The organism is Nitrosomonas sp. Nm84 (assembly GCF_003201565.1).
GTDB lineage: Bacteria > Pseudomonadota > Gammaproteobacteria > Burkholderiales > Nitrosomonadaceae > Nitrosomonas.
In genome coordinates this window covers 1-14,180 of the sequence record NZ_QJJP01000005.1, presented here as the reverse complement: position 1 = coordinate 14,180, position 14,180 = coordinate 1, and the positions used below count along the sequence as shown (strand labels likewise).

11 protein-coding genes and 1 pseudogene are annotated in these 14,180 nt (G+C 44.9%); 6 read left to right on the top strand and 6 right to left on the bottom strand.

Going from position 1 to position 14,180, the window contains the following annotated elements; genetic code table 11:
• Nucleotides 1-22 precede the first annotated feature (22 nt).
• The 5 genes from C8R34_RS04040 to C8R34_RS04020 all read right to left on the bottom strand — a co-directional run bounded on the left by C8R34_RS04040 (nucleotide 23) and on the right by C8R34_RS04020 (nucleotide 6,058).
• Nucleotides 23-1,351: a replication-associated recombination protein A gene (locus tag C8R34_RS04040; RefSeq protein ID WP_110338105.1), complete on the bottom strand. Its 1,329-nt coding sequence runs from the start codon at nucleotides 1,349-1,351 to the stop codon at nucleotides 23-25.
• Nucleotides 1,335-1,961 (bottom strand): outer membrane lipoprotein chaperone LolA, encoded by a 627-nt coding sequence (gene lolA, locus C8R34_RS04035; RefSeq protein ID WP_110338103.1) that lies wholly within the window; start codon nucleotides 1,959-1,961, stop codon nucleotides 1,335-1,337. Before lolA ends, C8R34_RS04040 begins: the two co-directional genes overlap by 17 nt.
• Nucleotides 1,962-2,024: 63 nt before the next feature.
• On the bottom strand, nucleotides 2,025-4,325 hold the full coding sequence (locus C8R34_RS04030) for a DNA translocase FtsK (RefSeq protein ID WP_110338101.1): 2,301 nt from the start codon (nucleotides 4,323-4,325) through the stop codon (nucleotides 2,025-2,027).
• Between the two features lie 186 nt (nucleotides 4,326-4,511).
• The gene (locus C8R34_RS04025) at nucleotides 4,512-5,411 is read right to left on the bottom strand and encodes a GGDEF domain-containing protein (protein ID WP_258364347.1); all 900 of its coding nucleotides are present in this window, start codon (nucleotides 5,409-5,411) and stop codon (nucleotides 4,512-4,514) included.
• A 236-nt stretch (nucleotides 5,412-5,647) separates the two neighbouring features.
• Nucleotides 5,648-6,058, bottom strand: a complete 411-nt coding sequence (locus C8R34_RS04020; protein ID WP_110338097.1) for an RDD family protein — start codon at nucleotides 6,056-6,058, stop codon at nucleotides 5,648-5,650.
• A gap of 264 nt (nucleotides 6,059-6,322) precedes the next feature.
• On the opposite strand from C8R34_RS04020, the gene C8R34_RS04015 reads away from it, so the two are divergent.
• From C8R34_RS04015 to C8R34_RS03990, 6 genes are all read left to right on the top strand, one after another.
• Nucleotides 6,323-7,030 carry an energy transducer TonB gene (locus C8R34_RS04015; RefSeq protein WP_110338095.1) on the top strand — a complete coding sequence of 236 codons (708 nt, stop codon included), beginning with the start codon at nucleotides 6,323-6,325 and terminating at the stop codon, nucleotides 7,028-7,030.
• A gap of 3 nt (nucleotides 7,031-7,033) precedes the next feature.
• On the top strand, nucleotides 7,034-7,798 hold the full coding sequence (locus tag C8R34_RS04010) for a MotA/TolQ/ExbB proton channel family protein (protein ID WP_110338093.1): 765 nt from the start codon (nucleotides 7,034-7,036) through the stop codon (nucleotides 7,796-7,798).
• Nucleotides 7,798-8,217 (top strand): biopolymer transporter ExbD, encoded by a 420-nt coding sequence (locus C8R34_RS04005; RefSeq protein WP_110338091.1) that lies wholly within the window; start codon nucleotides 7,798-7,800, stop codon nucleotides 8,215-8,217. The genes C8R34_RS04010 and C8R34_RS04005 overlap by 1 nt, the downstream gene beginning before the upstream one ends.
• Before the next feature lie 385 nt (nucleotides 8,218-8,602).
• On the top strand, nucleotides 8,603-8,827 hold the full coding sequence (locus C8R34_RS04000; RefSeq protein WP_110338089.1) for a (2Fe-2S)-binding protein: 225 nt from the start codon (nucleotides 8,603-8,605) through the stop codon (nucleotides 8,825-8,827).
• A gap of 439 nt (nucleotides 8,828-9,266) precedes the next feature.
• Complete coding sequence (locus tag C8R34_RS03995; protein WP_258364346.1) at nucleotides 9,267-11,540, top strand: TonB-dependent siderophore receptor; 2,274 nt, start codon at nucleotides 9,267-9,269, stop codon at nucleotides 11,538-11,540.
• A gap of 117 nt (nucleotides 11,541-11,657) precedes the next feature.
• Nucleotides 11,658-13,916 carry a hypothetical protein gene (locus C8R34_RS03990; RefSeq protein ID WP_110338085.1) on the top strand — a complete coding sequence of 753 codons (2,259 nt, stop codon included), beginning with the start codon at nucleotides 11,658-11,660 and terminating at the stop codon, nucleotides 13,914-13,916.
• 129 nt (nucleotides 13,917-14,045) lie between these two features.
• On the opposite strand, the pseudogene C8R34_RS03985 reads toward C8R34_RS03990, so the two are convergent.
• Nucleotides 14,046-14,180 (bottom strand): annotated as a pseudogene (locus C8R34_RS03985) (IS481 family transposase); the annotation flags it as partial.

Genomic DNA, 14,180 nt, shown 5'->3' with positions numbered 1-14,180 from the left:
ATAGCCGGTGTAAATTGATATTTTATATTTTATGCTTGGCTTGTTTGTCCAAGTTGCGAAAATAAGTCAGTTTTTCCTTGATTTTCTGTTCCAATCCGTAAGCCGTCGGCTGATAAAAACTGACGTCAGGCATGTCATCCGGGAAATAATTTTCTCCCGCTGCATAGGCTTCCGGGCAATCATGCGCGTAGCGGTAAGCGTCTCCATAGCCGATATCTTTCATCAACTGCGTGGGGGCATTGCGCAAGTGGATGGGAACACGGCGTGACTTGTCATGTGTCACAAAGGAACGTGCTTTGTTGTAGGCCAGATAAGCGGCGTTGCTTTTCGGCGCACAGGCCAGATACAAAGCAGCTTGAGCCAGTGCCAGTTCGCCTTCCGGGCTGCCCAGTCGCTCATAGGTTTCACAGGCATCCAACGTCAAACGCAAAGCGCGCGGATCGGCCAGACCAATATCCTCAGTCGCCATGCGAATCAAGCGCCGGCCGATATATAGTGCATCGGCGCCGCCATCCAGCATGCGGCACAGCCAGTAGAGTGTCGCATCGGGCGAAGAGCCGCGCACGGATTTGTGCAAGGCGGATATCTGGTCATAGAACGCGTCACCACCTTTGTCAAAGTTGCGAGCATTGCGTGACAAGGCATTGAGGACGGTGTCTTTGCTGATTTGTGGCATTGTCCCGGTTTCAGCTGCGGTGCTGATTTGCTCCAGCAGGTTCAATAGACGTCTGGCATCGCCATCGGAGAATTCGATCAATAGTTGCCGTGCTTCATCTGAAAATTGCAGATTATCCAATGCCAGTTTTTGTGCGCGTTCGAATAACCGGGATAACTCTTGTTCCGACAAAGCGGTGAGAATATATACCTGAGCGCGTGACAGCAATGCATTATTGACTTCAAACGAGGGATTCTCGGTGGTGGCGCCGATGAAAGTGATCAAGCCTTGTTCGACATACGGCAAGAAGGCATCTTGTTGCGATTTGTTGAAACGATGCACTTCGTCAACAAAAAGAATGGTATGTCGTCCGCTTTGCTGCAAAACCAATTGGGCCTGCTCAATCGCATTGCGAATATCTTTGATGCCTGACAGCACCGCGGATAAGGCGATGAATTCGCTGTTGAACTCGGTTGACATGAGGCGCGCCAGCGTGGTTTTACCCGTTCCTGGTGGACCCCATAAAATCATCGAATGCGGTTTGCCCGATTCAAACGCCAATCGTAGCGGTTTTCCGGTGCCCAGCAGGTGGCTTTGCCCGATAACATCGTTCAGATGCTTGGGGCGTAATTGTTCTGCCAATGGCACTTTGGGCTGGTTGGATGAAAACAGACCAGGATCATTCACTGATGACATCCGCCTTGTCGGGAGGTATGAATTTGAATAAATCAGCAGGTAGTGCGGGATTTTTGTCCAGATCTGAGAACGACAATACGGTGGTTTGGCCGAAACTATCGCGCAAGGCCATGATTTTAAGTGCGCCTTCCGGTGAGAATCCCATCTGGATGAATTCGAAGGTGCTTTCTTTGTTTTTTGGGATGGCTTCAAGCCACTCGATTTCGTTTTGCAGACCCAGTTCCGTCAGCACGAAATTGTCTTCGATGGTGCTGCTGCCGGCGAGTAGCGCAGCCGGGCTGCTGCCAATGGCGATGTTGAATTGACGGATGGTGACTTGATTGAGGTCGCGATCATAAAACCAGACCTGCGTACCATCGCCGACGATCAGCTGCTCATAGGGTTTTTCATAGGTCCAGCGGAATTTCTCCGGACGCTCGAATTGCATGGTGCCGTTTGATTCTTGCAGGGTGCGGGCATTCTTGTCATACAGCGTTTGTGAAAAGTTGGCGCGTACCGTGCGGGTTTCCTGAATAAAGGCTTTGAGACTATCGATGGCAGCCGCTTCAATCCCTACCGATATCAGGCTGCCGAGGCATAACAAAAGAATGGCACAGCTTGAACGAACCATAATGTTCCTGTTGTGAAGTTGTCGTGATGTGCTACGCATGGCAAATCTGGTCCGGGAATCTGATCATTCACTGCGTGACGGCGCCAATACTTCCCGGTTACCGTTACTTTGCATGGATGAAACCAAACCGGCACGTTCCATTTCTTCAATCAGCCGTGCTGCGCGATTATAGCCGATACGTAAATTTCTTTGCACCAAAGAGATCGAAGCTCGGCGGGTTTTGACGACGATAGCGACGGCTTCATCGTAGAGCGGATCGGCTTCACCTTCCGTCGATTTTTTTATTTCGAGCGTGCTACCGGCGTCATTTTCTTCGTCATCAATTCTCAGAATTTCTTCGATATAGCAAGGCTCGCCATGTTCTTTGAGGTATTCAACGACTTTGTGGACCTCGTGATCCGCCACAAAAGCACCATGAATGCGTTGCGGGTAACCGCTACCCGGTGGCAAATACAGCATGTCACCCTGGCCGAGCAAGGCTTCGGCACCCATTTGATCGAGAATGGTGCGCGAATCAATCTTGCTGGACACTTGAAAGGCGATGCGGGTTGGAATGTTCGCTTTAATCAGACCGGTAATTACATCGACCGACGGGCGTTGTGTCGCCAATAATAGGTGGATGCCGGATGCGCGTGCTTTTTGCGCCAATCGGGCAATCAAATGTTCAACTTTTTTACCCACAACCATCATCAAATCGGCGAGTTCATCAATTACCACGACGATGAGCGGTAGTTCTTCTAGGTATTCCGGTGGTTCTTCAGGCGGGCTGAATGGATTGACCACCGGCTCTTCTTTTTTGATCGCTTCTTGTATTTTTTGATTGTAGCCGCCGAGATTACGTACGCCGAGTGCCGACATCAATTTGTAGCGGCGCTCCATTTCCGCGACACACCAGCGTAAAGCACTGGCGGCCTCGCGCATATCGGTGACAACCGGTGTGAGCAGATGCGGAATACCTTCGTACACAGATAATTCCAGCATTTTTGGATCAATCAAAATGAGACGAGTTTGTTCGGGAGTAGCTTTATAGATGAGGCTCAAAATAACGGCATTAATCGCGACGGATTTTCCCGAACCGGTGGTTCCGGCCACCAGCGCGTGAGGCATTTTTGCCAGATCGGACACAATCGGGCGACCGCTGATATCTTTACCCAGCGCAATGGTGAGCGGGGAGGCGGAATCGGCATAGGCTTGTGAACTGAGGATTTCCTGTAAGCGGACAACTTGTCGTTTGGGATTCGGCAGCTCGAGTCCCATGCTGGTTTTCCCCGGAATGGTTTCGACTACCCGGATACTGGCGACCGATAACGCGCGTGCCAAATCCTTAACGAGATTGATTACTTGATTGCCTTTGACGCCCACTGCCGGTTCGATTTCATAGCGCGTAATCACAGGACCGGGGAAGGCGGCGACTACTTTGACGTCGACGCCGAATTCCTTGAGTTTACGCTCGATCAGGCGCGATGTGAATTCAAGCGTTTCCTTGGATAACACTTCAAAATCTTTTTCCGGTTCATCCAATAGGTGTAAAGGCGGCAGAGGTGAATCGGGCAGGTCAGAGAATAAGGGTGTTTGTTTTTCTTTGATAATGCGCTGAGATTTGATAATGGTCGTGGTCGGCAACTCAATATGCAACTGCGGCATTTCCTCGATGCGTTTTTTCTCGCTTTCAACGATTTCTTCACGTACGCGCGATGCGATAATTCCTGCGAATTTATCTTGCCGTGTTTCCCATGTTTCTTTCATAAAGAATAGGAAAGTCTCAATATTTTCACCGATTTTCTCAACAAAACGTACCCATGATAACCCTGTGAATTGACTGAAGCCGATGGCGATGAATATTAATAGTGTCAGTGTTGCGCCAGTAAAGCCCAGTATCTTCGAGAGATGGTAGCTGATCGCATCTCCCAACATGCCGCCCGGCATCAATGGCAGGGAGATACTGATGGTATGAAACCGCAGTGATTCAAGACCGCTGCTAGCTGACAGTAGTAATAGAAACCCTCCTGCGGTCAGTAGCAGGGAATGTCGATCAAAAATTCCGGCAATGTCAATACGTCGGTAACTCCAGGCTACTGCTGAAAGAAAGAATGCGACCCACCACCAGGCAGATGCTCCGAATAAGAACAAGAGTAAGTCTGCTAACCAAGCGCCGGCATGCCCGCCCGCATTCTGAATTGGATTAAGATCTCCGCTATGCGACCAACCGGCATCGTCGCGGTCGTAGCTAAAAAATATCAATATCAGATAGAGTGCGGCCCCGGTTAAAACTAGGCAGACAGATTCGCGCAACAGTCGGGCTACTTTAGGTGAGAATGATTGGCCACTTGATTTCTTGGCCATTGGCTTATTCATTAAATTCATAGGTATCTCAGAAACTTACCGTTTTGTCTGATTGGATACACTGAATTATATAAGAGAATCGGAGATAATTTCTTTAATGCATCGTACATGCATTTTATTATTGTGCTTGCGTGTGACGGGATACTGCAGTATTCGTGTTTGTTTAGCTAAGAAAATGGCGTTTTCTCAGGTAAGATCGTAATTAAATCAATCAGATCTTGAACGTGATAAAATTGCTGCGATATGTGGCTTATCTTTATTAATAACTTCAGGCAATGTGGAAACCAGATTTCCTTCGTTACGTTTTGAAATAAATAATGCTTCTTCTGCACGCTTACATAAATCTATTTTGTTATCAGCACCATCAAGTATGGCAATGCCTATGCTGACTATAATTTTATTTTCTGTGCTTTTATCCAATCGGGTAGAAACTTTTTTTCGAATGGCCTCGCAGACTTTTTTTGCCTCGGCTAAATCCGTTTCAGGAAACAAGATAGCGAATACGTTGATATCAATGCGGTAGAAAAGATCTGTTATCCTGATATTGGATTTAATCTCCTGGGAAATTCTTTTTATATAATCGTTCTTGTTTCTGTAGTCATAGTTGTCACAAAATAGCTTAAAAAGATCAATATCAATAATGGCGATAGACAAATTCCGACTATATCGCTTGCTGCGCAATATTTCAGTATCCAGTTCGGTTTCAAAGGCATATCTGTTCTTATAACCGGTAATGGGATCAATAAATATTTGCGTCATGATGGCAGACATATCAATGTTTGCCTTTTTGATCTTGGTGATCATAATCGCGGTGCAAATGATTAATAGTAGAGTAAGTCCACGATTAATGAGAACGATATGCATCGGTGCGGCAATGTTGGATGATAAGAAGAAATCAGCTATGGCAAATATTATGCCCAGAGTAGCAATTAAATAGGTAAATTGCACGCCACTGACCCATAAGCTGGCAAATACAACCAATACGTAAGGCGCGCCAGCCGCAATACCCAGCGGCAGATTTAAGTCGATGATAAAAATAAAGAGCGTTGCAGCTAAGATAATTGCACCATTAGCTTGGATAGCAAATTCTCTAAATAAGAGTTTCAAGAAGTTTGTCGCTGATATTTGGCTACGCATCTGTTTAAATAGGGGATTTTTATATAAATGTAATTAATATTTTTATTTCGCCGGTTCGATTCAAAAAACTAATCTTTACATGTGCGGCTAACGTGTTGCCCTTCCTATATTCCTATACAGTACCACTTCTAACAGCGAGTTTATTATACATTTCTGTTAAGCACAAAGTTAAATTTTTTACATTGATATTATTGGGGAATTTAATTTTACACTCGAATAATTTGCGTTCCTGCAAGCCGATCATGTAGGAATTGATGATCGCGATCAAACAGTGCCCAGATAATGCCTATGCCGAAGAAAAAAATACCAATTAGTGCGAACAAGTAACGTAAAGCAGCTTGTTTTTTTGTTAATCTCTCACCATCTGCAGATACAAGACGCATCTTCCAAGTCTGCATTGCCAACGTTTGCCCACCGTGCGTCCAGTACCAGATGAAGTAGTATCCCATAATAACAAGCAGATAGAACTGAAATAATGGTCTGAAATAAGTAGCGTGAGTGTCACTGAAAATGAGGTGAAAAATAAAACTAGCGATAAATAAAATGGCGAGTAAAAGCAGAAATTCGTAGATCAGGCAGATGATCCGCCGCCAGAATCCGGGTGTTGAGTATGTCATGTCCGATTTAGATGGATTAGGAGTTAGGTGCTGTATATTGAAAATTACCAGTTTGGCGATTGATAATTATTATCGTTTCCGTTATTATACTAACTTAGCAAGTATGGTCTCTTTTTGCTGTATCTGCATATTTTATAACAGCATAGTTGCGTAGCATCGACTTGTAATGTAGCACCCATAAGGACTAAAAGCAAAGTCACCGTGTTGGACCTTTTAAATTATTGAACTAAGTGTAAGAGACTATTCTGGATTCGTTATTCTGCAATGCATTCATTATCTCGGAAAAATATTGAGTACTTGGGGTCACAGCAGCGTCTGATCTCATTGCCTGGTTTTTTGTTTGTGCTGATAGTACACGCTGCATTGTTTTATGTATTATGGAATCAACGCTTAATTCCGTCATCTGAACAAGTGGTTACATTATTTGCCGAATTGATTACAGCACCCACGGCGGACACTGTCCCGAAAGCGCTGCCCGAACCTGCGCCAGTTAAACTTCAGCCGGCAAAGAAACCTGTGGTAAAGCCAAAGCAAGAACGTCTCGTGGCAAAGGCACCGGCCGTTCCCAAACAGGACTATGTTGAATCACTGCCCGAACCATTTGCGGAACCGGTGGTGGAGCAGGCTAAAGAATCTGGATCAATGGTTGATGCGCAGCCTACACAAATGCCGGCAGGGCCGATAACGTTATCTGCAGAATTGTCTGTTTCTTGCCCTACACTGACTGCGCCTACTTATCCTGCCATTTCCAGACGTATGGGTGAAGAAGGTAAATTGGTACTTCGGGTGGAGTTGGATGAAAATGGGCATATTGATAACGCAAAGGTGATAAACAGCAGTGGTTATGAACGTCTCGATACAGCTGCATTAACGGCGGTAAAGAGTTGGCAATGCAATCCGTCGCTGCGTAACGGTCAGCCGGTTCGGGCGGTTGCTTTACAGCCTTTTAATTTTGTATTGCAAGGAAATTAATTAATGGAAAAAGGACTTGGTTTCTCGAATTTCCTCGCCCAAATAGATAACGTTGGTATCAGCGTGTTGGTGTTGTTGATATCACTGTCAGTTGCGAGTTGGTATCTAATTATCACAAAAAGTATCGCTAATTTGATAGCTAAACGCCGGGCCGAGGCTTTTCTTAAACATTTTTGGAGCTTTGATTCCTTACGAGCAGTTAACGTTGAGTTCAAGGATACTGCTCCGAATAATGCGTTTGCAGAGCTTGCTAAGCTGGGTATTGATGCTGCTGCCGACTCTAAAGTTCATAGCTCGCATAAACTGGCCGCAGCGGGCGGTACCAGTGAATTTCTTACACGGACTTTGCGCAATGGCATTGATCAGGAAGCAACTCGTGTTGAGAATGGCCTCACCTTGATTGCCTCTGCGGGTTCGGCCGCGCCTTATATCGGTTTATTTGGAACGGTATGGGGTATTTATCATGCATTGATACAGATCGGGCTTTCGGGGCAAGGTACCTTGGACAAAGTGGCGGGTCCTGTCGGTGAAGCGCTGATCATGACCGCATTAGGACTGGCGGTGGCCATTCCTGCAGTGCTTGCCTATAACGCTTTTGTGCGCCGCAATCGTATTTGGCTTGCGCGACTGGAAGCTTTTGCGCATGATCTGTTCATACTGATTACTGTAGGTGATGATCACCACCATCATCAAACCCATACTACTTCGCTGACATCATCATCCGCTAATAATGAAGTAAGCGGTATTGCTGTTGAAAGGGTGCAATAATGGGGTTTGGTAGCATGCAAGGCAGCGGACGTCAAACGCCCATGGCGGAAATTAATGTGGTGCCATTGGTGGACGTCATGTTGGTCTTGTTAATCATTTTTATTATTACAGCACCACTGCTGACACATTCTGTAAAGATTGATCTGCCCAAAGCAGAGAGTACTGCCAATATCACCCGGCCTGAACATATTGAGTTGGCTATTCGCGCCGATGGTAGCCTTTTCTGGAATGGCGAACCTGCCGAACTGCAGCAACTGGATTCTCGTTTTGCTGCAAAAGTGGCTCAGGCGCCTGAAACAGAATTACATATTCGTGCGGATAAGCTGGCGCATTACGAGCATGTGGCACGGATCATGAGCATTGCAGCTAAGGCAGGTATGACGAGGATTGGTTTTATAACAGACCCATCAGTGCAGTAGGACGCTCCCATTATTTTCATGACAAACCGTATCGTGCACGTTTGGAAGCACTTTGTTAGCCCTTCTAATTCATCATCGCTTGTGTTTACCCATAGTCTTTTAGATATAAGTTGTTTGTTTTAATGATTTGTGTGCCATTCCTGATGGATAGTCATGGTTCCAGGAGGTTATAAGCCTGCAATGGCTATGCTTTTTCTTTGTGCAATTGTACTTTGCTGTAATGATGTGCTCAGGTTTTGCAAATTTAGTCTGAAAGGGCAATAGATTGAGTTGCATTTTATAAAGAGATTGGTATAATTAAGAATCATTCTCATTATTAATAATTATTTGATCTCTGTTTTGTTAGCACTAAATTTATCCGACATATAGATTTAAGGTATTCAATATGTATGTATGTATCTGCAAAGGAGTAACAGAAGGTGCATTGCGTGAGGCCGTCTATCAAGGGGCTGACCGGATGAGGGATTTAAAAGCTTGCTTGGGGGTTACGGAGCAGTGCGGTCTTTGTGCATGCCATGCCAAGCAGGTGCTGGATGAAACATTGTCACAGAAATCGCAATTACAGAATTTTATTTCTCAACCAACTTGTATGTGCGAAACGGCAGCCTAAAAGAAAGGGGAATACACAGGTAGTTGGAATTCTAATTAATAATAGTAAAGACGGTAATTGTGGTTAAGAGAATATGAAAGATGATGTGTTTTGTTCTAAACGCTAAATAAAATATACCTGTTGATATCAATAGTGTCTTGATCAATCAAGATCAAAATCCGGTGTGGTTAGTTGATGAATCCTTCTCAGCATGAATTTCTTCATGATGCTTAGCTGCTTCATGGTGGGGTATTTTGCTACCGATTGTGTGATGTCGGAGAATGGTTGTTTGCTTCAGGATTTAATAGCAGTTGCATAAATAATTTTTCTCTAACCCATTATGATTATCCGTGGTTTTGCTAGAAGTGTATGTTTTTACGCGATATTGATTAGTTTAAGTATAGTAACGTTCTGTTTACCCAATCCTGGTAGTGCGGAATCTCTAAATGCTGCTGCAACAGTGAAAACCTACAGTATTCCCGCTGGTTCCTTGTACGATGCCCTGACCCAATTTTCTCAACAGGCGGGAATAAAACTTGCCATCGATGCTGAAAAGCTGCAGGGAAAAACAACCCAAGGATTAGTAGGTGATTTCGAGATGAAGACTGCGCTTGATCGGTTATTGACTGATTCCGGTCTGCAAGTGGTGCAAAGAGGCGATGGCTATACCATAATCGAAGTGCCTGCAGCAGCGGCGGAACCTGCCGTCACAACATTGCCTTCAATACAAATCACTGCCAGTAATACAAATCGATATGCGGCAGTCAGTACAAGCACAGCAACAAAAACCAACACACTCTTGCGTGATGTGCCGCAAGCCATTTCAGTTATAACGAATGAATTAATTAAGGATCAGTCGATCCGCAGTATTGGTGACGCAGTTCGTTATGTGCCAGGTGTCGGAGTCTCGCAGGGTGAAGGCAATCGTGACGCACTTGTGTTTCGTGGTAATCGCTCAACTGGGGATTTTTTCATTGATGGTATCCGCGATGATGCGGAATTCTATCGTGATCTTTATAACATTGAGCGCATCGAAGTACTGAAGGGTGCTAATGGGATGATTTTTGGTCGTGGCGGCTCAGGTGGTGTTGTCAACCGTGTAACCAAGCAAGCCAATTGGAATCCGATGCGGGAATTTACTTTCCAGGGAGGGTCTTTTAACCAAAAAAGAATGACAGCCGATGTCGGTTATGTGATTAATGACATGGCTGCAATTCGTTTGAATGCTCTATACGAGGATGCGGGCAGCTTTCGAGATGGTGTCAGTATGGAACGGCTCGGGGTTTCTCCGACGGTAACTCTTAAACCGACGCATCGCACCAAAGTTGTCGCGAGTATGGAACGATTTCATGATGATCGTACCGCTGATCGCGGTATTACTTCGGCTAATGGTCGACCCGTAGATGTATCCAGATCCCAATTCTTTGGCGATCCTAAGCGTAGCAATGCAAATATTGATGTGTTGTCATTTAATTCCTTGATTGAGCATAAATTTGACTCTGGATTTACGCTGCATAACCGGACAAATTATACGACTTATGACAAGTTCTATCAGAATGTATTTGCAAATGGCGGACTTGATAATCGTGGACAAGTATCGCTGGGTGCCTATAACAACGCAACAACGCGCGAAAATGTCTTTAACCAAACGAATTTACTTTATTCGTTAAATACCGGACCAATCTCGCATACGCTGATGGCGGGTATAGAAATAGGTCGCCAGGAAACCCACAACAGGCGTGCAACGGGTTTGTTTAATAATGACTTGGCTAGTACCAGTTTGCAGGTTCCTTTAAGTAATTCGATTACAAATGTACCGATTTCTTTTGTGAATAGAAATGCGGGCGGAGACGTTGATGCTTTAAATCGTAGCGTTGTTAATGTGACTTCGCTCTATATTCAGGATCAGATTGAATTAATACCTCAGCTTCAAGCGATCGTAGGTGTGCGCTATGATATGTTTGAGGTGGATTTTCGGCAAAGAAATGGCCAAAGAGATCATTTAAAAACTAACGATGACTTGATTGCACCACGTTTTGGCTTGATCTATAAACCTATTGAACCTATTTCATTTTATGCAAGTTATAGTCAAGCTTATGTTCCCCGTGCGGGTGATCAACTGTCATCATTAAATGTGACTGTAGAAACGCTTAAACCGGAAAAATTCACAACGCTTGAGACAGGGGTTAAGTGGGATATACGCCCTGATTTGGCTTTTACCGCCGCTGTTTATCAGCTGGATCGCACCAATGTCATTAATTCAGTCGTCGGAGGGCAGACATTCTTAACCAAAGGCCAGCGCACCGAAGGGGTTGAAGTAAGTCTTAATGGTCAGCTGACTTCAAATTGGAGTGTGATGGGCGGATATGCCTATCAGGTCGGTGAAATTACCAGTGACATATTTGGTGTTGCAAAAAAAGGCGCATCGGTAGCAGAGCTTCCGCGTCATACATTTTCGGCGTGGAGTCGATATGATTTTACCCCTCGCCTCGGTGCGGCATTCGGTGTGATTTATCGGGGAGATATGTTTGCCTCTGTAACTAATAGAGTCATATTGCCCGATTTTACGAGGGTCGATGCTGCATTGTTCGCACAGATAACGAAACAGGTTCGTGCTCAGTTAAATTTTGAGAATTTATTTAGTACTAAGTATTTTGCTGCAGCGCAGAACGATTTTAATATCACTCCCGGCTCGCCAATTGCAGTCAGAGCTTCCCTGATTGCCAATTTCTAACATCTAACAAGCATAAGTAGCAATAAGTACATATAATTTTGTTGCTTATGTAAATAATAATGATTATCATTGATGTTCTCATGATTGTTAATTAATTCTTAAAAGGAGCTTCTTAGAATGTTTTTACTAAAAGGACTCATAGCTTCAATGAGTAAGCTGTTGTCTATGAGTTTAGTGATTATCGTATGCGGCATGGGCGGTACGGGCGCATTTGCTGCGACCACTGCGAATGTTGAAACAATTCAGACAGCAGTGACTGCTTACCAGACGATTGGAACGTTGCGGAGAGAATCGCCTATTAATGGAGATGCCATTGCTACTGCTTATGCCGGTGCACTACAAACGCTGGTACAGGAAGTTGATACGGCCAATAAGCTCAAGCTGGACAGCGATATTCTGGTTGCAATTGAGGAAATCAAAGATGGAAATGAGCCAAGTTTAGCGGCACAGGTAGTCGACAAGACTTTGCAGCGTGTTTTTTATCAAGTTGTTTTTAATCGCATGACAGATATACGCAGTCAATTCGAGTCTGCAACATCGGCGGAATTAGTTCGAATGCTGGATGAAATGGTGGCGTCTTTTCAAGCGATTTCGGCAAATGTTGCAAGAGCCAACCAAGTGCTGAGCGCGGATAAACAATCTATCGTGGAAGGTAGCAATCCGGCAGCAGATGTTGCGTTTAATGAATCGGTAGCGCGCATTAGAGTGGCGCTGAATAAAAGCAATCCGGAAGAAGATGCTGGTGTTGTCGCTGTTGAGCGTTACGTCACAAGAATATCATCACTGGCCCGAGCTTATTACAATGCGGTTTTGCGCGAAGTAGCGGGTGCTATGGAAAGTAGAAATGCCGATATAGAAGAGATGCGCAAGGAACTCAAAGAGGGGGAGGTTTTTTATCGCACTATCGAAACCTTGGTTGCACGCGATAATCCCGTAGGTAATGCGCTCATTAAAGCTCAATTGACAGGCGATGGCTCAGATCTTGTGGCAGACGATATCGTTAGCGCATTAAACAAAGGGATGCTTGGCCGATCAAGAGGCGAAATGGCTAACATTGCAACAGCTGAGAATCGTGTGGGAAGAATGGCGGAAGCTTCGGGAACAGTGGAATTTGCCAAGATCTTCATGCCTGATCTTGAGTTACGCTTAGGCGCGACTGTGCGTGGCAATCTGGAAACCGCACTTAATGATTTGAATAGTGCAGCTAAAGCAAATGACACTGCAAAATCCACAGCAGCACAAGCTGCAATAACAGCGATTTTTGACAGTTACGAAAACGAACTTAAGTTGGTTGAATACGACGTTTCAAGCAACACAGCGCTTGTTGACAATGCTGTTTCAAGATTTCAGACAATTGGTGATCTGATCGAACAAGATCCGATCGATGCAGGAGCGATTGCTGCGGCATATTCCGGAGAATTGCTGCAAGTAACGCAATTCATTGATCAAATCTACGGATTGACAATTGACCAGGATATTCTGGCTGCTATTGAATCGATCAGAAATGGAAACGAAGTTTCATTAGCTGCAGAAAGGATAGACAAGTCATTGCAACGGGTTTTTGCGATTGGTATTTATGACCGAGTTACCTCTGTGGTCGATAATTTTGACAATTTGACAACGGATGAGCTGGCGTTGGAGTGGGACAGGGCGCATTCGGCCTTTGTAGCAGTCACTGGCACTGCAGCCAAGGAAAATAAAGTGCTGACGGCGGATAAACAAACGTTCGAAACTGGAAGCAACCCGAACTTGGATGATCAAATCACGCTGGCATTTGTGAATGGACGGCAAGCTTTGAACAAAGCAAATGCGGATGACCGGGTCAATATTGCATTGGCACGGGAGAATGTCATTATTCCACTGGTTAGAAGCTTCTTGATCGGCGGCGTATTAGGCGAAGTTGGTGAACTTATTACGAATCGGGATGGAGACGTTGATGCAGCCCGGAAAGAACAGGTTGAAGCCGAGCTTTTCTACCGCACCGTTGATGTATTTATCGCACAGGACAATCCGACAGGCAGTAATCGCATCAAAACTCAATTGGCAGGTGACCTGACCAATATCGTTGCCAATGAGATCATGAGCGAAATCAGCAAGGGAATTATTGGTCAATTAAACAGAAGCATCCAGTTAATTGAGTCGACATTTGGTGTTGATCCGAATCAGGCCATTGTCGCGGCTGAGAGAGTGTCTTTATATGCGAATATCTTTCTTCCCGACTTAGAGTTGCGCTTAAGTTCACAGCAACGTGTAGAGATGGAAAACGCATTGCAAGACTTGAAAGAAGCCACCGCAATTGGTGATTCTGCCAAAGCGGTAGCGGCACGATCGACTATTGCTGAGATCATTGCAGCATACCAGGGTGAGTTGATTTAGTAGTCGGTAGTCTTTAGTAGTTAAAAAAATGCCTTACCGTAAAGTTTCTTTACGGTAAGGCAAAGTTGTTTAGTTGTACTAGCTCAGACCTGATCTGACAGTTACCAGTTTTTTTAGGTGTTTGTCAGTTTAGATTTGAGCTAAATTTTTTTCTGCCCAAATCGATTTGCCATCAAGCAATGTTTCCAATGGTGTTCGTCCACAGCACATTTTTCCTTGATGAGTTCGTTCACTGTTATAGTATTCCATCCATTCGTCTAGATC

Bases quoted from the DNA above. Each gene is read 5' to 3' on its own strand.
- C8R34_RS04040 (WP_110338105.1), bottom strand. From the start codon at position 1,351: ATGTCATCAGTGAATGATCCTGGTCTGTTTTCATCCAACCAGCCCAAA.
- lolA (WP_110338103.1), bottom strand. From the start codon at position 1,961: ATGGTTCGTTCAAGCTGTGCCATTCTTTTGTTATGCCTCGGCAGCCTG.
- C8R34_RS04030 (WP_110338101.1), bottom strand. From the start codon at position 4,325: ATGAATTTAATGAATAAGCCAATGGCCAAGAAATCAAGTGGCCAATCA.
- C8R34_RS04020 (WP_110338097.1), bottom strand. From the start codon at position 6,058: ATGACATACTCAACACCCGGATTCTGGCGGCGGATCATCTGCCTGATC.
- C8R34_RS04015 (WP_110338095.1), top strand. From the start codon at position 6,323: ATGCATTCATTATCTCGGAAAAATATTGAGTACTTGGGGTCACAGCAG.
- C8R34_RS04010 (WP_110338093.1), top strand. From the start codon at position 7,034: ATGGAAAAAGGACTTGGTTTCTCGAATTTCCTCGCCCAAATAGATAAC.
- C8R34_RS04005 (WP_110338091.1), top strand. From the start codon at position 7,798: ATGGGGTTTGGTAGCATGCAAGGCAGCGGACGTCAAACGCCCATGGCG.
- C8R34_RS04000 (WP_110338089.1), top strand. From the start codon at position 8,603: ATGTATGTATGTATCTGCAAAGGAGTAACAGAAGGTGCATTGCGTGAG.
- C8R34_RS03990 (WP_110338085.1), top strand. From the start codon at position 11,658: ATGTTTTTACTAAAAGGACTCATAGCTTCAATGAGTAAGCTGTTGTCT.